Origin of the sequence: Streptomyces sp. NPDC059906 (genome assembly GCF_042730645.1) — a bacterium.
Taxonomy (GTDB): Bacteria; Actinomycetota; Actinomycetes; order Streptomycetales; family Streptomycetaceae; genus Streptomyces; species Streptomyces rubrogriseus.
On record NZ_JBHWKU010000019.1, the window covers coordinates 140984 to 158624 of the forward strand.

General features: G+C 73.0%; 17 protein-coding genes and 2 tRNA genes. 6 read left to right on the plus strand and 13 right to left on the minus strand.

Annotated features, from left to right (window positions below):
• Nucleotides 1-204: 204 nt before the first annotated feature.
• Together ACFV9J_RS26675 and ACFV9J_RS26680 are read left to right on the plus strand one after the other, a co-directional pair.
• Nucleotides 205-615, plus strand: a complete 411-nt coding sequence (locus ACFV9J_RS26675) for an STAS domain-containing protein (RefSeq protein WP_385357870.1) — start codon at nucleotides 205-207, stop codon at nucleotides 613-615.
• Between the two features lie 9 nt (nucleotides 616-624).
• On the plus strand, nucleotides 625-1095 hold the full coding sequence (locus ACFV9J_RS26680; protein WP_385357873.1) for a PPOX class F420-dependent oxidoreductase: 471 nt from the start codon (nucleotides 625-627) through the stop codon (nucleotides 1093-1095).
• Between the two features lie 51 nt (nucleotides 1096-1146).
• On the opposite strand, the gene ACFV9J_RS26685 is transcribed toward ACFV9J_RS26680, so the two are convergent.
• The 7 genes from ACFV9J_RS26685 to ACFV9J_RS26715 all read right to left on the minus strand — a co-directional run bounded on the left by ACFV9J_RS26685 (nucleotide 1147) and on the right by ACFV9J_RS26715 (nucleotide 10418).
• A complete protein-coding gene (locus ACFV9J_RS26685) occupies nucleotides 1147-1905 on the minus strand; it encodes a TetR/AcrR family transcriptional regulator (RefSeq protein ID WP_385357875.1) in 759 nt (252 codons plus the stop codon).
• Between the two features lie 137 nt (nucleotides 1906-2042).
• The gene (locus tag ACFV9J_RS26690) at nucleotides 2043-3557 is read right to left on the minus strand and encodes an MFS transporter (RefSeq protein ID WP_385357878.1); all 1515 of its coding nucleotides are present in this window, start codon (nucleotides 3555-3557) and stop codon (nucleotides 2043-2045) included.
• A 58-nt stretch (nucleotides 3558-3615) separates the two neighbouring features.
• Nucleotides 3616-5850, minus strand: coding sequence for an ArnT family glycosyltransferase (locus tag ACFV9J_RS26695; protein ID WP_385357881.1), 2235 nt, complete (start codon nucleotides 5848-5850; stop codon nucleotides 3616-3618).
• Nucleotides 5847-7241, minus strand: a complete 1395-nt coding sequence (locus tag ACFV9J_RS26700) for a glycosyltransferase (protein WP_385357884.1) — start codon at nucleotides 7239-7241, stop codon at nucleotides 5847-5849. Before ACFV9J_RS26700 ends, ACFV9J_RS26695 begins: the two co-directional genes overlap by 4 nt.
• A 14-nt stretch (nucleotides 7242-7255) precedes the next feature.
• Entirely contained in the window at nucleotides 7256-8854 is a 1599-nt protein-coding gene (locus ACFV9J_RS26705) for a sensor histidine kinase (protein WP_385357887.1), read from the minus strand.
• Nucleotides 8851-9591, minus strand: a complete 741-nt coding sequence (locus ACFV9J_RS26710) for a response regulator transcription factor (RefSeq protein WP_030863629.1) — start codon at nucleotides 9589-9591, stop codon at nucleotides 8851-8853. The genes ACFV9J_RS26705 and ACFV9J_RS26710 overlap by 4 nt, the downstream gene beginning before the upstream one ends.
• A 134-nt stretch (nucleotides 9592-9725) precedes the next feature.
• Nucleotides 9726-10418 carry a GntR family transcriptional regulator gene (locus tag ACFV9J_RS26715; protein ID WP_385357891.1) on the minus strand — a complete coding sequence of 231 codons (693 nt, stop codon included), beginning with the start codon at nucleotides 10416-10418 and terminating at the stop codon, nucleotides 9726-9728.
• A 101-nt stretch (nucleotides 10419-10519) separates the two neighbouring features.
• Here ACFV9J_RS26715 and ACFV9J_RS26720 point away from each other — a divergent pair, with 101 nt between their 5' ends.
• Both ACFV9J_RS26720 and ACFV9J_RS26725 read left to right on the plus strand, forming a co-directional pair.
• The gene (locus ACFV9J_RS26720) at nucleotides 10520-11053 is read left to right on the plus strand and encodes a YbhB/YbcL family Raf kinase inhibitor-like protein (protein WP_385357894.1); all 534 of its coding nucleotides are present in this window, start codon (nucleotides 10520-10522) and stop codon (nucleotides 11051-11053) included.
• Between the two features lie 8 nt (nucleotides 11054-11061).
• Nucleotides 11062-11784, plus strand: a complete 723-nt coding sequence (locus tag ACFV9J_RS26725) for a metal-dependent transcriptional regulator (RefSeq protein WP_385357897.1) — start codon at nucleotides 11062-11064, stop codon at nucleotides 11782-11784.
• Nucleotides 11785-11872: 88 nt separating this feature from the next.
• On the opposite strand, the gene ACFV9J_RS26730 is transcribed toward ACFV9J_RS26725, so the two are convergent.
• Both ACFV9J_RS26730 and ACFV9J_RS26735 read right to left on the minus strand, forming a co-directional pair.
• Nucleotides 11873-12772 (minus strand): amidohydrolase family protein, encoded by a 900-nt coding sequence (locus ACFV9J_RS26730; RefSeq protein WP_385357900.1) that lies wholly within the window; start codon nucleotides 12770-12772, stop codon nucleotides 11873-11875.
• A 191-nt stretch (nucleotides 12773-12963) separates the two neighbouring features.
• Complete coding sequence (locus tag ACFV9J_RS26735) at nucleotides 12964-13845, minus strand: DUF2797 domain-containing protein (protein ID WP_385357902.1); 882 nt, start codon at nucleotides 13843-13845, stop codon at nucleotides 12964-12966.
• A gap of 76 nt (nucleotides 13846-13921) precedes the next feature.
• Here ACFV9J_RS26735 and ACFV9J_RS26740 point away from each other — a divergent pair, with 76 nt between their 5' ends.
• A complete protein-coding gene (locus ACFV9J_RS26740; protein ID WP_385357905.1) occupies nucleotides 13922-14281 on the plus strand; it encodes a winged helix-turn-helix transcriptional regulator in 360 nt (119 codons plus the stop codon).
• A 22-nt stretch (nucleotides 14282-14303) separates the two neighbouring features.
• Here ACFV9J_RS26740 and ACFV9J_RS26745 read toward each other — a convergent pair whose 3' ends face one another.
• From ACFV9J_RS26745 to ACFV9J_RS26760, 4 genes are all read right to left on the minus strand, one after another.
• A complete protein-coding gene (locus tag ACFV9J_RS26745) occupies nucleotides 14304-15791 on the minus strand; it encodes a peptidoglycan D,D-transpeptidase FtsI family protein (RefSeq protein ID WP_385357908.1) in 1488 nt (495 codons plus the stop codon).
• A gap of 162 nt (nucleotides 15792-15953) precedes the next feature.
• Complete coding sequence (locus ACFV9J_RS26750; protein ID WP_385357910.1) at nucleotides 15954-16391, minus strand: DUF6234 family protein; 438 nt, start codon at nucleotides 16389-16391, stop codon at nucleotides 15954-15956.
• A 110-nt stretch (nucleotides 16392-16501) separates the two neighbouring features.
• A tRNA-Arg gene (locus ACFV9J_RS26755) sits at nucleotides 16502-16574 on the minus strand.
• 191 nt (nucleotides 16575-16765) lie between these two features.
• Nucleotides 16766-16856 (minus strand) — tRNA-Ser (locus ACFV9J_RS26760).
• 181 nt (nucleotides 16857-17037) lie between these two features.
• Here ACFV9J_RS26760 and ACFV9J_RS26765 point away from each other — a divergent pair.
• Nucleotides 17038-17499: an SSI family serine proteinase inhibitor gene (locus ACFV9J_RS26765; protein WP_385357913.1), complete on the plus strand. Its 462-nt coding sequence runs from the start codon at nucleotides 17038-17040 to the stop codon at nucleotides 17497-17499.
• The last annotated feature ends 142 nt before the right edge of the window (nucleotides 17500-17641 follow it).

Sequence of the window (17641 nt, forward strand, 5' to 3'; positions counted from 1 at the left end):
ACAAACCCCCCCCCGTCAGCCCCCTGCCCTAAACCCTTTTTGGGTGGGGGGTGGGGTGCTGGTCCCGGGGGCCCGCGGGCGGGGGGCCCCCCGGGGCGGGGCGGGCGGCGCGCCTTCCGCGCCGCCCGCCCGCGTGGTGCAATGGGGACCGGGTCAGGAAGCGGCCCGGCCGGAAGCCCGACGGACGTCTGTCAGGTGAGTGCTGTGACCTTCCTCCCCCAGCCCTGCGAGCCGTGTGAGCCGTGTGAACCACCCGGGTGCGTCGTGCTCGCGATGCCCGGCGAGATCGACTTCTGCAATGCCGCGGGGCTGCTGCCCCTGATCACGACCGCCGTGGAGCAGCGCTCCGACGGGCTGCGCCTGCTCGTCCTGGACCTCTCCCCGACCAGTTTCATGGACTCCCAGGGCGTCCGCCTCGTCGCGGCCGTACGCCGCCGGCTGCCCGACCACGTGCTGCTGCGCGTGGTGGCCGTCCCGAAGGGCGTACCGAGCCGCGTTCTGGAACTCTCCGGCCTGCGCCGCGACGTGCCGGTCCACGACCACCTCGCGGAGGCGCTGCGCACCGGGAGCGGGACGGCCGGGAGCGGAACGGCGGGGAGCGGCACGGCGGCCTAGGCTGGCGGCATGGCACCGAACATCGCGACGAACACCCGTGTCCCGCTGGACGAGTTGCTGGACTTCGTACGCCCCCGGCACCGGGCGGTCCTGCTGACCCGGCGGGCCGACGGCAGCCCCCAGGGCTCGCCCCTGACCTGCGGGGTCGACGACGCCGGCCGGATCGTCGTCTCGACCTACCCCGAGCGGGCCAAGACCCGCAACGCGCGCCGCGACCCGAGGGTCAGCCTCATCGTCCTCAGCGACGAGTGGAACGGCCCGTGGGTCCAGATCGACGGCACCGCGGAGGTCATCGACGCGCCGGACTCCGTGGAGCCGCTCGTGGAGTACTTCCGCAACATCTCCGGCGAGCACCCCGACTGGGACGAGTACCGGCAGGCCATGGTCAAGCAGGGCAAGTCCATCGTCCGGGTGACACCGGAGAGGTGGGGACCGGTGGCGACGGGCGGTTTCCCGGCGCGGCCGGCGGCGGACGACTAGGGCGCGTGTCCGCGGGCCGTACGCCGGGGTGGGCGGCCGTACGCCGGTCGGTCAGCCCTGTTCGACCATCGCGTCGATGCCCGCGACGAGCAGGTCGAGGGCGAACTCGAAGTCCCGGTCCAGCATCTCCGCCACGGTGTCGCCGCCCCGGGCCGCCATGATGTCCTGCGCGTCCTCGATGACGCCCGCGGTGTCCGGCACCTCGGTCACCGCGGTCATCGAGTCCTGGAAGTACTCCTCCGGACTCAGCCCGGTGTCCGCCACCCGGGCGAGGAAGCGGCCCTCGATGGTGCCGTAGCCGTAGACGAACTGGAAGACGGCGGAGATGGCGCCGGTCAGGCGGTGCGCGGGCAGCCCGCTGCGGCGCACGACGTTCTGCACCGCGCGGGAGAAGGCCAGCGAGTGCGGCCCGATGTTGAGGTAGGTGCCGACCAGCCGGGACGACCAGGGGTGGCGCACCAGCAGCGCCCGGTTCTCCCGGGCCAGGGCCCGCAGCTCCGCGCGCCAGTCGAGCCCGGCGTCCGGGTCCGGGTGGCGCAGCTCGCCGAAGACGGCGTCCAGGGCGAGTTCGAGCAGCTGGTCCTTGGTGTCGACGTACCAGTACACGGACATCGCGGTGACGTTCAGCTCGGCGGCCAGGCGGCGCATCGAGAACCCCGTCAGGCCCTCGGCGTCCAGCAGCCGGACGGTGACCCCGGTGATCCGGTCCCGATCGAGCCCGGACGGCTGCCCCCCACGGCGCCCGCCGCGCCGCCCCTCCCCCGACAGCCACACGCTGTCCCGCGGCCCCTCCCGCCCTGCCTTCGCCATGCGCACCTGCCTCGCTCTCACCATCACCGGTCATGCTAGGCGCCCCCTCAGGGGCGCGGGGCGTGACGATATGCGGCTCCGCCGCGCGGGCGCGACCAGCCACAACGGCGCCGCACAACTGCCCGCAACCCGAGCTCTCAGGCGCCCACCCGCTCCGCCCGCCGCAACAACACCGCCGCCACCACCCCGCCCAGCAACACGGCCACCGCCCCGACCAACTGACTGCTCTCCACTCCGGAGGAGAACGCGTCGAGCACCCGCCCCCGCTCGCCCTCCCCCCGCGCCGAAGCCAGCGCCGCGGGGAGTGACGTCGCCGCGACGGGGGCCAGCGCCGCGAACCGCGAGGTCAGCACCGCGCCCAGGACGGCCACGCCCAGCCCGTTGCCGAACTCGGCCAGCGTGCCGTTGACGCCCGCGCCGACCCCGGCCCTGGCCGGCGGGATCGCGCTCATCAGCGCGTGCGCCATGGCCGGGTTGCCGAGCGCGCACCCCACGCCGATCAGCAGCAGCCCCAGCAGCGTGCCGGCGTAGCCGTGACCGGTCAGCGTGGCGATGGCCACCAGGCCCGCCGCCATCAGCACCATGCTCAGCAGCACCGCCACCGGCGTGCCGAGCCTGGCCAGCCACTTCGCCGCCACCCCGGAGAAGTTCAGCAGCACCACCGTCAGGGCCAGCGGCGCCGTCCGCAGCCCGGCCTCCAGCGGGCCGTACCCGAGCACGAACTGCAGGTGCTGGGTGAGCAGGAACAGCGCACCGCCCATACCGAAGGTGATCAGCACGAGACCGGCCACCGCGCCGGTGAACCGCTGGTCGCGGAAGAAGGTGAGGTCGAGCATCGGGTACGGGATGCGGCTCTCCCAGTAGGCGAAGAGCGCGAGTACGCCCACGGCGACGGCGGCCGTGGCCAGGACCCGCCCCGACGTCCAGCCGTGCCCGGGGCCGGAGATGATCGCGTAGACCAGTGCGGCCATGCCCACCGTGGAGAGGACGGCGCCCGGCAGGTCGGGGCGGTCGCCCTGCCGGTTCTTCGACTCCGGGACCAGGGTCACGACCGCGACCAGGCCGAGGGCCACCACGGGCAGGTTGATCAGGAAGATCGCACCCCACCAGAAGTGGTCCAGCATGAAGCCGCCGATCAGCGGCCCGCAGGCGAAGCCGAGCGCGCTGACCGCGCTCCAGATACCGATGGCCTTGGCGTGCTCGGCGGGCGCGAAGATCTGCATGACCACGGCGAGCGTGGTGGTCAGCAGCAGGGCGCCGCCGATGCCCATGCCGGCCCGCGCCGCGATCAACTGGCCGGTGGTGTCCGCGAGTCCGGCCGCCAGCGAGCCGATCCCGAACAGGGCGAGGCCGGTGGCCAGCATCTTCTTGCGGCCGTACCGGTCGGCCGCGCTGCCCGCGGTGAGCAGCAGGCCGGACTGGACGAGCGAGTAGGCGTTGATCATCCACTGGATGTCGGAGGTGGCCGCGCCCAGCTCGTCGGTGAGCGAGGGGATGGCCACGTTCAGCACGGTGTTGTCCAGGACCACCGTGAGCTGGGCGAGGCTGATGACGCCGAGGATCAGCCAGCGCTGCGGGTGGCCCTGGACCGGGGGTGCGGATTCCCGTTCCCGTTCCCCTTCCTCGGCGGATTCCTGGGGTGACGTCGTCATGCTGTACAGCGTATAGGGCACTCCTATACGCTGTACAACAGCTCTTCGTCCGGAGCGGTCAGTCCGTCGGCGAGGTGAGGTCGTAGAAGGTGGCCGAGCCGACCGTGACCTTCTTGAAGCCGGCCTCGACCCACGAGGTGATCTGCGACGCGGCGCCGGAGCCGCCGCCCATGCCGCCTCCCGTACCGCCGCCGATGAAGTAGTGGATCCGGCCGTCCGCCACGTACTTCTTGAACTGGGCCAGGGTCGGCGACGGGTCGGTGCCGTTGAAGCCGCCGATCGCCATCACCGGGGCGCCGGTGCCGAGCTGGTAGCTCGCGGCGTTCTGGGAGCCGATCGCGGCGGCGGCCCAGGTGTACGCGTCGGCATCGGTCTCCAGCAGCTTCTTCGCCTCGGAGCCCACTTCGGCGCCGTTGAGCAGGCCGCCCATACCGCCACCGCCCGCGCCCATACGGCCGCCCTCGCCGGTCGGCCCGCCGGCCGGACCGCCGTTCTGGCCGTTCGGTGCCTGACCGTTCGGTGCCTGGCCGTTCGGTGCCTGGCCGTTCGGTGCCTGGCCGTTCTGGTTGGTGCCTCCGGCGCCCGGAGCGGTGCCGCCGCCCCCGGGACCGCCCTGGCCCTGCCCCTGACCAGGGGCGTTCCCGCCGCCCGGGAAGCCGCCACCACCGCGGCCGCCACCACCGCCGGGGCCACCGCCGCCGGGGCCGCCGCCCATGCTCGCACCGGCCGGACCGGCCGTGACGATGGAGCCGCTGTGCCCCTCCCGCACCGTGCTCAGCGTGTACGCGGTGGGTGCGGCCAGCGAGGCCACGAGCCCGAGGCCCGCCGCCGCGAGGGCGGTCCGCCGCCCCAGCCGCCCCGCGAAGACCAGCCCGAGCGCGGCGACCAGGCCGCCGACCAGGACCGGCACCTTCAGCCAGGGGAGGTAGTCGGGCGTCCGGTTGAGCAGCACGTATCCCCAGGCCGCGCTCGCCGTGACGGCGGCGGCGAGGGCGATCGACGCCCAGGGCCGCTCGCGGCGTTCCCACAGCGTCGCGGCGCCCATGCCGGTCACGGCCGCCAGGTACGGCGCGAGGGCCACCGTGTAGTACTGGTGGAAGATGCCGGCCATGTAGCTGAAGACGGCCGCCGTCATCAGCAGCGAGCCGCCCCAGACCAGGAAGGACGCGCGTGCGCCGTCCGTGCGGGCGGCGCGGCGCGTGGCGACGAGGCCCGCGACGAGGAGGATCAGGGCGGCCGGGAGCAGCCAGGAGATCTGGCCGCCGATCTCGGAGTTGAACATCCGGCCCCAGCCGGTCTCGCCCCACTGCCCGCCGCTCCCGCCGCCGGGGCCGCCCCCGCCGCCGACGCTGCCGGTCTCCTCGCCGTTGAGGCGGCCGAGGCCGTTGTAGCCGAAGGTCAGCTCCAGGAAGCTGTTGTTCTGCGAGCCGCCGACGTACGGGCGCGACGACGCCGGCCACAGCTCGACGACCGCGACCCACCAGCCGCCGGAGACGACGATCGCGGCGGTCGCCAGCGCGAGCTGGCCGAGGCGCTTCCTGAGCCGCACCGGCGCGCAGACGCCGTAGACCAGGGCGAGGGCGGGCAGGATCAGGAAGGCCTGGAGGGTCTTCGCCAGGAACGCGAAGCCGATCGCGACGCCCGCCCACACCAGCCACTTGCTCCGGCCGTCCTCCAGCGCCCGTACGACGAGGTAGCAGGCGACGGACATCAGCAGGGCGAGGAGGGCGTCCGGGTTGTTGAACCGGAACATCAGCGCGGCGACGGGCGTGAGCGCGAGCACGGCGCCCGCGATCAGTCCGGCCGCGGGGCTGAACCGGCGGCGGACGGCCGCGTACACGACGGCGACCGTGCCCACCCCCATCAGCACCTCGGGCACGAGGACCGACCAGGAGGAGAGGCCGAAGATCCGCACCGCCAGCGCCATCGGCCACAGCGCGGCCGGGGGCTTGTCGACGGTGATGGCGTTGCCCGCGTCGAGCGAGCCGAAGAAGAACGCCTTCCAGGACTGGCTGCCCGCCTGCACGGCCGCCGAGTAGAAGGAGTTGGCGTAGCCGGAGGCGCTCAGGTTGTAGAGGTAGAGGAGGGCGGTGGCCAGCAGGAGGCCGAGGAAGGCGGGGCGTACCCAGCGGGGGTCCTCGGGTCGGCCGCGCCACACCCGGCCGAGCCGGGACCGCCGCGAAGGCCGGGGCTGCCGGTGGGCGGGCGGCGCCGCGGACGGCGGGCCCCCGTCCTCGCCGACGGGGGTGTGCGTGCCGTCGGCGTGGGTGGTCGGGTCGTAGTGTGTCGTCATCGGGCGTCGCTCCAGGTGCGATGCGGGTCGGGAAGGTGCGGGTCCGGAAGCTGCGGGTCCGGAAGCTGCGGGTCCGGAGTATGAGGGTCCGGAAGGTGCGGGTCCGGGGTATGAGGGTCCGGAAGGTGCCGGTCCGGCGTGTGGGTCGTGGGCGGCGCGTCCGGGAACACCCAGGCGCGGAAGAGCAGGAAGCGCAGCACGGTGGCGGCGAGGTTGGCGGCGATCAGCACCGCCAGCTCGGTGGAGTGGTCCGGGTGGGCGGTCGCCGCGCTCAGGGCCGCCAGCGAACCGCTGGTCAGCGCGAGGCCGATGCCGAAGACGACCAGCCCCTGCGCCTGGTGCCGCACGGCGCCGCCCCGGCCCCGCACCCCGAAGGTCAGCCGCCGGTTGGCGGCGGTGTTGGCCACCGCCGAGACCAGCAGCGCGAGCGCGTTGGCGAGCTGGGAGCCGGCGAAGTGGCGGAAGCCGCTGTACAGGAGGAGGTAGAAGAGGGTGGACAGGGCGCCGACCACGCAGAAGCCGACGAGCTGCCGGGCCAGTCCCTGCGGTACGCCGGTCAGGTCGCGGTCGCGCGGGTCGTCGCCGAAGGGGCGGGCCAGCCGGTCCAGTGGGAGGGAACCGGTGGCCAGGGCCCTGCCGACCCGCCACACGCCCTTGAGGTCCTCGGTCGCCGTCCGCACGATGTGCACGGTGGATTCCGGGTCGTCGACCCAGTCGACGGGCACCTCGTGGATCCGGCACCCGGCGCGTTCGGCCAGCACCAGCATCTCGGTGTCGAAGAACCAGCCGGTGTCCTCCACCAGTGGCAGCAGTACCTGGGCCACGTCCCGGCGGATCGCCTTGAAGCCGCACTGGGCGTCGGAGAAGCGGGCCTGGAGGGAGCCGCGCAGGATGAGGTTGTAGCTGCGGGAGATGAACTCCCGCTTGGCCCCGCGCACCACCCGCGAGCTGCGGGCGAGCCGGGAGCCGATCGCGAGGTCCGAGTGGCCGGAGATCAGCGGCGCCACCAGCGGCAGCAGCGCGTTCAGGTCGGTGGAGAGGTCCACGTCCATGTAGGCGAGGACCGGGGCGTCCGAGGCCGACCAGACGGTCCGGAGGGCCCGGCCGCGCCCCTTCTGCTCCAGCCGGACCGACCTGACCGCCGCGAGGTCGGCCGCCAGGCGGGCCGCGACGTGCGGGGTGCCGTCCGTGGAGGCGTTGTCGGCGACCGTGATGCGGAAGGCGTAGGGGAACGTCCGGTTGAGGTGCTCGTGCAGTCTCCGGACGCACGGCCCGAGGTCCTTCTCCTCGTTGTAGACGGGGACCACTACGTCCAGGACAGGCGTACCGGCTCCTGCGGCCGGGAGGTGCTCCCGCGCCGGCAGGGAGCCGGGAGAAGAGTCGGTTCGCATGCGACCGACTCTTCTCAACTCCCCTGTCGCACCCGTGTGGTGGTGCTGTGCTGCGCCTGTGAGTGCGCTCGCCCGTCCGGCCGGGCGTGGACCGCGGACAGGGACCGGTCGTGGACCGCGGGGAGGAACCGGTCGTGGACCGCGGGAAGGTACACGGTGAAGACCGTCCGGCCCGGCGCGCTGTCCACCGTCACGCCACCGCCGTGCGCGGTCGTCACCGCCTGCACGATGGCGAGCCCGAGGCCCGTCGAGCCGGTCGCACGGGACCGTGCCGAGTCGCCGCGCGCGAACCGTTCGAAGACGCGCGGCAGCAACTCGGCGGGAATGCCCGCCCCGTTGTCCACCACGTCGACGCAGAGCCACGGCCCGTCGCGTCGCACGCGCGCGGTGACGGTCGTGCCCGGCGGGGTGTGGTTGCGGGCGTTGCCCAGCAGGTTGACCAGCACCTGCTGGAGCCGGGCCGGGTCCGCCGACACCAGGGCGGGTTCCTCGGGCAGGTCCAGCCGCCAGGTGTGGTCGAGACCGGCCGCGCGGGCGTCGCTGACGGTGTCCACGACCAGCGGTACGAGGTCGGTGGGACCGAATTCCAGCGGGCGTCCGGCGTCCAGGCGGGCGAGCAGCAGCAGATCCTCGACCAGCAGGGTCATGCGGCCGGCCTCGGACTCGATGCGGCCCAGCGCGTGCCGGGTGTCGGGGCCGACCTGTTCGCGTCCCCGGCGGGTGAGTTCGGCGTAGCCGCGGATGGAGGCGAGCGGGGTGCGCAGCTCGTGGCTGGCGTCGGCGACGAACTGCCGTACCCGCGTCTCGCTCTGCTGCCGTGCGTGCAGGGCTCCGTGCACGTGGTCGAGCAGCCGGTTGAGCGCGGAGCCGACCCGGCCGACCTCGGTGTGCGGGTCGCACTCGGACTCCGGGACCCGTTCGTCGAGGTTCACCTCGCCCGCGTGCAGCGGCAGTTCGGAGACCCGGCCGGCGGTGGCGGCGACCCGGCGCAGGGGGCGGGTGGCGACGCCGACGATGACGGCACCGGCGAGGGAGGCGGCGACGAGGCCGGCGGCGGTGACGCTGGCCTCCACGAGGATCAGGGTGCTGATGGTGCCGTCGACGTCGGAGGTGGGCAGGGCGGCGTAGTAGCCGTCGTGGTACTCGACGCGGTAGTCACCGAGGCCGGGGATCTCCACGGTGTGCGCCTCCCCGTCCCGGGGGACGGAGGCGAGCGCGGTGCGCTGGGCCTCGTCGAGGGAGACCGCCGTGGTCCTGCTGGGGTCCGTGCTCTCGTCGTCCTTCTTGCCGTACTTGGCGTCGACGACGGCGCCGTCCCGCGTCTCGGCGACGATCGTGTCGCGCGGCTGCGGGCCGCCGTGCGTGACGAAGTCGTCGAGGTCCACGCGCTGCTTCACCCCGCCGCCGGGGCCTGGTTCGCCCGGCGGCCCGAAACCGGACACCCGCATCGCGACCTCGTGCACCTGTCCGTCCAGCTGCTCGTACAAGTGCGAGCGCAGCGCGACCGTCGTCACCGTGCCGATCACCGCGCACACCACCGCGATCAGCGCCACGGACGCGACGACGAGCCGCGTCCGCAGGGTGCGCGGCCGCGGTCGTCGCCGCCCGCTCACGAGACCGCGGGCTTGATCAGGTATCCGGCGCCGCGCCGGGTGTGGATCATCGGCTCGCGCCCCGCGTCGATCTTCCGGCGCAGGTAGGAGATGTACAGCTCCACGACGTTGGCCTGGCCGCCGAAGTCGTAGGACCACACGCGGTCCAGGATCTGCGCCTTGCTCAGCACCCGCCGCGGGTTGCGCATCAGGAAGCGCAGCAGCTCGAACTCGGTGGCGGTGAGGTGGATGCCGTCGCCGCTCCGGGTGACCTCGTGGCTGTCCTCGTCGAGGGTGAGGTCGCCGACGACGAGTACGGAGTCGGAGCGCCGGTCGGCGGCGCCGGAGCGGCGGATCAGGCCGCGCAGCCGGGCGACGACCTCCTCCAGGCTGAACGGCTTGGTGACGTAGTCGTCGCCGCCCGCGGTCAGCCCCGCGATCCGGTCCTCGACGGCGTCCTTGGCGGTCAGGAACAGCACCGGCACGTCCGGCAGGTCGCGGCGCAGCCGCCCCAGCACGCTCAGGCCGTCCATGTCGGGCAGCATCATGTCCAGTACGACGGCGTCGGGCCGGAAGTCGCGCGCGGTCTGGACGGCGCCGTGGCCGTCGCCCGCGCTGCGGATCTGCCAGCCCTCGTAGCGCAGGGCCATGGACAGCAGTTCGGTGATGGACTGCTCGTCGTCCACTACAAGCACCCGGACGGGGCTCCCGTCCGGCCTCAGCAGTTCGGTGCGCCCCTGGGGCGAGGTCGTGGTCATAGCGGTCACCTTGTCGGGACGCTCTGAGAAGGCCCTTTCCCCAACCTGTGATTTCTCTGAGAAACGCACGGGCGCCGCGCGGACACCGCCCGTCGGCTCCCCGCCACCGCCCGTCGGCTCTCCGCCGCCGCCCTTCAGCCCTGCGCGGTCAGGCCTTCGGCCGTGAGGGTGAGGTGCCGGACCAGCACCTCGGTGGCGGTGTCGGCGTCGCGGGCCAGCGCCGCCTCCTCCAGCCGGCGGTGCTCCTCGACGCCGTCCCGGCCGGGATTGCGGTGCGTCGACCAGCGGCGGGCCAGTTCGCTCGCCGTCCACAGCCGGTCGAAGGTCTCCAGCAGCACGGGGTTGCCGCAGCCCTCCATCAGGGCGCGGTGGAAGAGCCGGTGTGCCTCGGACCACGCCTCGCTGTAGTACTCGCCCTCCTCCGGCGTGTACGGGGGCGTGCGGGACAGCCGGTGGTGGGCGGCGCGCACCCGGGCCTCCCAGTCGACGTCGCCGCGCTCGACGGACATGCGCAGCAGGACCGGCTCGATGGTGCGGCGGGCCTCCGCGATCTCCTGCCAGCGCCGGTCGGAGTAGGCCGGGACGGCGAATCCGCGGTTGGGCAGCCGGTCGGCGAGCCCGTCCCCGACCACCCGCACGAGGGCCTCGCGCACCACGGCCAGGCTCACGCCCTGCTCCCTGGCGAGGTCCTGCGGCTTGAGGGCGGCACCGGGGGCGTGGTCGCCGCGCATGATCGCGTCCCGCAGGTGTGCGTAGACCTGCTCGGAGAGCATCCGCTTGCCCGTCGGCGGGGGCGGCAGGGGCGACGTGGGGCCGGTCTGAGTCATGAGGGCAGCATAGACGATCGCTGGGATAATCGATTATCAGTGTTATGGTCGATTACAGCGGCCGGCCCACAGGGACCGGCCCGGCCGAAAGGAACGACGCGATGAGCGCCAACGACCCGTTCGCCCGCCTCCCCGAGGCGGCCTCCTTCACCCTCACCAGCACGACCGTCGCCGACGGCGCCACCTGGCCGTCCGCGCAGCACTCCTCCGGCGTCCCGGGCGGAAAGGACGTCTCCCCGCAGCTGTCGTGGAGCGGCGCGCCGGAGGGCACCCGCAGCTACGCCGTCACCGTCTACGACCCCGACGCCCCCACCGGGTCCGGGTTCTGGCACTGGGCGGTCGCCGACATCCCGGCCGCCGTCACCGAGCTGCCCGAGGGCGCCGGCGACGACAGTGGCGCGGGTCTGCCCGAGGGCGCCTTCCAGCTCCCGAACGACGCCCGCGCCGCCCGCTACATCGGCGCCGCGCCGCCGGCCGGGCACGGCCCGCACCGGTACTTCGTGGTGGTGCACGCCCTGGACGTCGAGTCCATCGGCGTCCCGGCCGACGCCACCCCGGCCGTCCTCGGCTTCACCATGGCCGGGCACATCCTCGGCCGCGCGCTCCTGACCGCCACCGCCGAGACCCCCGCCTGACCCACCGCGTGTCCAGGCTCATCGACACCACGGAGATGTACCTCCGCACCGTCCTGGAACTCGAGGAGGAGGGCGTGGTCCCGCTGCGCGCCCGCATCGCCGAGCACCTGGACCAGAGCGGCCCCACCGTGAGCCAGACCGTCGCCCGCATGGAACGCGACGGCCTGCTGCGGATCGCCGCCGACTGGCATCTGGAGCTGACCGACACGGGCAGGCGGCTGGCGACGCGCGTGATGCGCAAGCACCGGCTCGCGGAGTGCCTGCTCGTCGACGTGATCGGCCTGGAGTGGGAGCAGGTCCACGCCGAGGCCTGCCGCTGGGAGCACGTGATGAGCGAGGCCGTCGAACGCCGCCTGCTGCGCCTGCTGCGGCACCCGACCGAGTCGCCCTACGGCAACCCGATCCCGGGCCTGGAGGAGCTGGGCGGGGCGAACCCCGCGGCGCCGCGCCCGTCCGCCGCCGCAGCCGCCGCCGCAGCCGCAGCCGGGAGCACAGTCAGCCTCGGTGACCTGCTCCCCGGGCCGGACGGCGTGAGCGCGGTCGTCCGGCGCATCGGGGAGCCGGTCCAGGCCGACGGCGGCCTGCTGTCCACCCTGCGGCGGGCCGGAGTGCGGCCCGGCGCGGTGGTGAGCGTCAGGCCGTGGCCCGGCGGCGTGACGGTCGGCAACGGCGACCGGACCGCCCGGCTCCCGGCGCGGACCGCCGCGCACGTCTTCGTCGCCCCGCTCTGAGCCCGGTGGGCACCGTCCGCGTGGCACGGACCCACGGACCGGTGCCCACCGGGCCCGCACCTCGGCCAGCCCCAGGGCATGTCTGCCCTTAACCCTCCCGGCTCTCCGGCAGCCCGAACAGCCGGGCCGCGTTGTCGTGGCACACCCCGCGCAACCACGCGTCACCCAGCTCCAGCCGCTCCAGGGCGTGCAGTTGATGCAGGTAGGGATACGGGATGTTGGGGAAGTCGGTGCCGAGCAGGACGCGGTCGCCGAGGTCCGCGAGCCGGGGCAGCGCCCGGCGCGGGAAGGGCGCGAGACGCTCACTGAAGTCGGTGAACGCCATGGTCGTGTCCAGCCGCACCTCTCCGTACCGCTCGGCGAGGTCCAGGAAGTCCTCGTACTCGGGCATCCCGAGGTGGGCCACGACCAGCCGCAGCCGCGGGTGGCGTGCCAGGACCCGGGCGATCGGCTCGGGCCCGGTGTGCTTGCCGGGCGCCGGGCCCGAACCGCAGTGGATGACGACCGGTACCCCCGCCTCGGCGAGCACGCCCCACGCCGGGTCGAGCAGCTCGTCGGCCGGGTCGTACGCCCCCACCTGCACGTGCGCCTTGAAAACCCGGACCCCCGCCTCGACGGCCCGGCGCACGTACGTCTCGACGCCCGGTTCGGGGAAGAGAGTGGAGGTGTGCAGGCAGTCGGGCGTGCGGCGGGCGAAGTCCACCGCCCAGTCGTTCAGCCACTGGGCCATGCCCGCCTTGTGCGGATAGAGCATGGCGGTGAAGGCCCGCACCCCGAACCGGCGCAGCAGCTCGGCGCGTTCGTCCTCCTCCTGCCGGTAGGTGATCGGCCACTCGACCCCGCCGGTCAGCGGCCCGAGGGCGTCGAAGTAGGCCCAGACCTTGCGCAGCACCCGCTCGGGCATGAAGTGCGTGTGCACGTCGACCAGCCCGGGCAGCCCGAGCCCCTCCCAGAACCGGCGGACCTGCCCGACTTCGTGATCACTCATGCGGCCACGATCGCGCCCCGCGCCCACCTGGACAAGGGGGCGAGAGGACGCGGGGGCGCGGGGACGAAGGGACGCGGGGACGAAGGGACGCGGGGACGAAGGGACGGGACGGAGCGAAGGACGGGTGGGGAGAAGGACAGGTGTGGAGAAGGACGGGTAGGGAGAAGAGAAGGAAACGCCCGGGGGCGAGGTCAGAACAGCCCGTCCTGCACTCCCCCCGCTCGTTTGAGCTCCCGCAGGGGCACGCCGCACGGCTCGCCCTCGGCGGACACCAGCTCCCACCCCGTCATCAGCCGGGTGTCGAGCACGACGACCCCGCGCTCCGTCGCCAGATGCAGATCCGGCCCGGCGACCGCCACCAGCTCACCCCCGATCGCGCCGCCCGCCACCAGCTCGGCGATCTCCGCCACGGCGGCCGGCCCGCGCTCCGCGCCCGCGATCCCGAAGACGCCCGCGTGGTCGACGCCCCGGAACGGCTCCGGCGTCAGCGCCTCGGGCCAGCCACCGAGCGCCACCGCCCGCGCGTGCAGCCCGGCGATCTCGGCCGCCCGCTCCGACTCCGACTCGGGCAGGGTGGCCCGCACCGCGCGCTTGTGGACGTACGGGATGCGGTCGGGCACGCCCAGCGCGGCCCGCAGCAGCTCCTCGGTCCGGCGCGCGGCCATCAGCGGACCGCACCCCAGCCAGCTGAAGCACACGGCCCCCTGCTCGAGCAGCCGGGCGGACCCCCGTTCGTACGCGGTGATCCCCACCTTGACGAGACCGGGGCCGAACCACGCCAGATAGACCCGGTACGGCCGCGGATCGTCCGCCATGGTGTCGGCGGCCACGGAGTGGGCCCGGTCCAGCCGTGCGCACTCCTCGCACCGCGCCCCCGTACTGCGCCCCGACACCCCGGCCCGCACCGGACACGCGTGTCCTCGTGCGCCCACGCACGTCCGCACACCCCCCTCGGCGACCCCGAAGGCCACCCGCTTCCCCCGGACCAGCGCACTGCGCCGGCCCCCGACCCACGTCAGTACGGGACCGTCCGCCGCCCACCGCAGCCCCGCGCACTTCCATGCCTGTGCCATCCCCACCGACAGTAGGGGGCAGCACTGACAACGGGCGGGCACTCACTCATGGTGAGCGCCCGCCCGGACGTACCGTATGGCCATGGCAGAAAGTGAAGCGATGTGCCCCGAGCGGCTGCTCCTGGAGCACGTCACCAGCCGCTGGGGCACCCTGGCCCTGATCGCTCTGCTCGACCGCCCCCACCGCTTCGGCGAACTGCGCCGGGAGATCGGCTCGGTCAGCGAGAAGATGCTGACCCAGACCCTGCGGACCCTGGAGCGCGACGGCCTGGTCGACCGGGACGCCAAGCCCGTGATCCCGCCCCGGGTGGACTACTCCCTCACCGCCCTCGGCCGCGAGGCCGCCGAACGGGTCCGGGACCTCGCCCGCTGGACGGAGCGGCGGATGGCGGCGGTCGAGCGGGCCCGGGGGGCGTACGACGCGGCCAGGGTGTGACGCGCCGCCGCCCCCGACGGCGTCACGACTTCAGAACGGCCTTCATGACGCTCTTGGCGATGGGCGCGCCGAGCCCGCCACCGGAGATGTCCTCGCGGGAGATGTCCATGTCGGTCGGGTCGATGAACACGGCCACCGCGACGGAGGACCCGTCGTCCTTCTTGCCGTAGGAGACGAACCAGCCGTACGGCACCTTCTCGTTGACGTCGACACCGCGCTGCGCGGTACCGGTCTTGCCGCCGACCGTGACGCCCTCGATCTGGGCGCGGCGGGCGCTGCCCTCCTTGGCGGTGAACTCCATCATCTCCTGGACCTTCTGCGCGGTCTCGGCGGAGACCGCCTCGCTCATCACCGCCGGCTCGGTCTTCTCCAGGGTGTCCAGGTCCGGGCCCTTGACCTCGTCGACGACGTAGGGCTGCATCACCTTTCCGTCGTTGGCGATCCCGGCGGTGACCATGGCCATCTGCATCGGCGTGCTGGTGAGGCTGCCCTGTCCCATGCCGGTGAGCGCGGTGCCGGGCTTGTCGAGGTTCTCGGGGTAGAGGCTCTTGGTGGCGAGCAGGTCGCCGAAGTCGTCGGAGTAGACGTCCTCGTTGAAGCCGAACTTCTCGGCCGTCTCGCGCATCTTGTCCTGCCCCAGCCGGGAGGCGGCGTCGAGGAAGACGTTGTTGCAGGAGTACTGCATGGCGGTCTTCATCGACGCCTTGTTGCAGACCGCGTCACCGGCCTCGCTGCCGATCTTGTTGCTGGACTGCGGCAGCGGGTACGGGGAGACGGCGTCCGTGCGGGCGTCGACGTCGGTGACGATGCCGTGCTCCAGCGCGGCGGCCGCGGTGAGGATCTTGAACGTGGAGCCCGGCGGGTAGGTCTCCCGCAGCGCGCGGTTGGCCAGCGGCTTGTTCTTCTTCTTGTCCAGCGCGACGAACCGGTCGGACTCCTTGAAGGTGTTGCCCGCGAACGTGGAGGGGTCGTAGGACGGCGCCGAGACCATCGCCAGCACCTTCCCGGTCTGCGGGTCGAGCGCGACCACGGCTCCCCGGGCGCCCTTGAGGTCGGTCAGCCCGTCCCAGGCGGCCTTCTGCGCCTTCGGGTCGATGGTGGTGACCACCGAGCCGGGCCGCCGTCCCTCGCCGCTGACCACGTCGGCGAACCGTTGGAAGGCCAGCCGGTCGTCCTTGCCGGTCAGGATGGAGTCGTAGGTCTTCTCCAGCAGCGTCATGCCCTGCGCCTGCGACGCGTAGCCGGTCACCGGCGCGTACATCGGACCGTCGACGTAGGTGCGCTTGTACTTGAGGTCGGCGCTCTCGGTCTCCTTGGACCCGGTGATGGCCCGGCCGCCGACGACGATGTCGCCGCGCGGGGTGGCGAACTGCTCGATCTGCACCCGCCGGTTCTTGGTGTCGGAGGCCAGCTCCGGGGCCCGGACGTACTGCAGCCAGTTCGCGCGGATCAGCAGGCCGAGCACCAGCAGTCCGCAGAAGATCGCCACGGCCCTCAGCGGCTTGTTCACCGTCGGCCCCCGTCGACGTGCGGCCGGTCGGATATGAAGACTGGTCCTCTCAACATGCGCACACCCTAGACACAGATGCGGACCGCACTCACGCCCGGTCGGCCACCGCACCCGCCGTGTCGCCCAACTCCCGGGCCACACGGCCGCCGAGACCCTCGCCGCTCACCCGACGAGCCACCCACCCTGATCGCCCCTCGTGCAACCCACCGCCGACGGCACGTCACGGCACCGCTGTTCCTGGTGGGACTGCAGCGCGACACCACCGAAGACGACGAGGCACACCAGGCCGACCATGACGGCCTGCCCGACCACCGTCACCACGGCCCTGGCCCGCGCGGCGACCGCGGCCCCCGCCCCGGCGAGGACACCGACTCCACCGGCGGCGGCCAGGTAGTTCCACAAGGGGTCGGGCGCGGCGCTCTCCGCCGGGTCGAGATTGAACCCGGACAGGAACCAGAGCCCGAAGATCACCGCCAGGGCGATCAACTCCAGAAGCACGAGACCGCACCCGGCCCCGATGTCGGCACCGAGGTCCGCACGGCGCCGACGTCCGGTGCCGCTGGTGGCGTCGAACGCCGGCGGAGCGACAGGCAGGTCCATGTCCGCCACCCTGGCCCGCACGCGGAACGGGCACATGAGTACGCCTACTCAACTACCCCAAGAGAAAGCGGAAGCCCCGTGGAGAGATCCACGGGGCTTCCGACTCACTGTGCACTCGGCAGGATTCGAACCTGCAACCTTCTGATCCGTAGTCAGATGCTCTATCCGTTAAGCTACGAGTGCTTGTCTTGTTCAGTTTTACCGCCGCTCCCGTTCCTTCCGGCCCGTTCGCGGCGACAGGAAGAACATTACATGACTGCCGCCGTCATGTGAAATCCATTGGCCGCACCCCTTGTGACCTGGGAAAATACCGGTTGCGGGCGGTCGGCAACACGGAAGCCCCGGCCGCGTGGGCCGGGGCTTCCGTGATCGTGCGGAGGCGGAGGGATTTGAACCCTCGATGGGCTTTAAGACCCAAACCGCATTAGCAGTGCGGCGCCATAGACCGGACTAGGCGACGCCTCCAGACAACATCACCGTCTCGCGGGCGAGCGCGAGTGGCGCGTGCCGATGATGACACAGTTGAGCGCGCTGTCACCAATCGACCCCTACGGTACTAGGGGGGCAGGCCGCAGAGCAAAGCCCTTACGGCGTAGTCCACCGCGCCGTCGCGCAACGTCCGGGCGGCCGGCGCGTTGGTCAGGTCATGTTCCAGGTGACCCGCACCCCCGCCGCCCGCCTCCTCGGCGCCGCCGCCCTGTCCGCCGCCGCCCTCGCCTCCGTCTGCACCGCGCCCTCGGCCGCGCTCGCCGGTCCCGCCGCTCCGGAGGGTGACCACCTCACGGTCACCGTCCGCGACGCCGGCGCGGGCATGGACGGCACGTACGAGCTGTACTGCCACCCCGCCGGTGGCGACCACCCCCGCGCCGAGGACGCCTGTTCCGTCGTCGACCAGGACACCCGGTGGGGCCAGGAGGTCTTCGCGCCGGTACCCGAGGGCTCCGTCTGCACCATGCAGTACGGCGGCCCCGCCACCGCGCGCGTCACCGGCACGTGGGCCGGACGCCCCGTCGACGCGACGTACGACCGGCGCGACGGCTGCGAGATCTCCCGGTGGGACCGCATGGTGCCGCTGCTGCCCGAGGTGGGGGCCCCGGCCCGGTCGTAGGGCCCGGACGGTCACCGGTCACACGTTCTACGTCACTTCCTCGTGCGACCTCCGTCCCATCCCACGCCGCCCGAGGGGCCCCAACCCTTAGACTCCCTCGCGTGACACGCTGCGGGCCGATTGGCAAGATGGCCCAGGCGGT

Excerpts from the sequence above, each read along its gene's own strand:
- ACFV9J_RS26680 (WP_385357873.1), top strand. The coding sequence starts at position 625 with ATGGCACCGAACATCGCGACGAACACCCGTGTCCCGCTGGACGAGTTG.
- ACFV9J_RS26685 (WP_385357875.1), bottom strand. The coding sequence starts at position 1,905 with ATGGCGAAGGCAGGGCGGGAGGGGCCGCGGGACAGCGTGTGGCTGTCG.
- ACFV9J_RS26690 (WP_385357878.1), bottom strand. The coding sequence starts at position 3,557 with ATGACGACGTCACCCCAGGAATCCGCCGAGGAAGGGGAACGGGAACGG.
- ACFV9J_RS26695 (WP_385357881.1), bottom strand. The coding sequence starts at position 5,850 with ATGACGACACACTACGACCCGACCACCCACGCCGACGGCACGCACACC.
- ACFV9J_RS26700 (WP_385357884.1), bottom strand. The coding sequence starts at position 7,241 with ATGCGAACCGACTCTTCTCCCGGCTCCCTGCCGGCGCGGGAGCACCTC.
- ACFV9J_RS26710 (WP_030863629.1), bottom strand. The coding sequence starts at position 9,591 with ATGACCACGACCTCGCCCCAGGGGCGCACCGAACTGCTGAGGCCGGAC.
- ACFV9J_RS26715 (WP_385357891.1), bottom strand. The coding sequence starts at position 10,418 with ATGACTCAGACCGGCCCCACGTCGCCCCTGCCGCCCCCGCCGACGGGC.
- ACFV9J_RS26720 (WP_385357894.1), top strand. The coding sequence starts at position 10,520 with ATGAGCGCCAACGACCCGTTCGCCCGCCTCCCCGAGGCGGCCTCCTTC.
- ACFV9J_RS26730 (WP_385357900.1), bottom strand. The coding sequence starts at position 12,772 with ATGAGTGATCACGAAGTCGGGCAGGTCCGCCGGTTCTGGGAGGGGCTC.
- ACFV9J_RS26735 (WP_385357902.1), bottom strand. The coding sequence starts at position 13,845 with ATGGCACAGGCATGGAAGTGCGCGGGGCTGCGGTGGGCGGCGGACGGT.
- ACFV9J_RS26740 (WP_385357905.1), top strand. The coding sequence starts at position 13,922 with ATGGCCATGGCAGAAAGTGAAGCGATGTGCCCCGAGCGGCTGCTCCTG.
- ACFV9J_RS26750 (WP_385357910.1), bottom strand. The coding sequence starts at position 16,391 with ATGGACCTGCCTGTCGCTCCGCCGGCGTTCGACGCCACCAGCGGCACC.
- ACFV9J_RS26765 (WP_385357913.1), top strand. The coding sequence starts at position 17,038 with ATGTTCCAGGTGACCCGCACCCCCGCCGCCCGCCTCCTCGGCGCCGCC.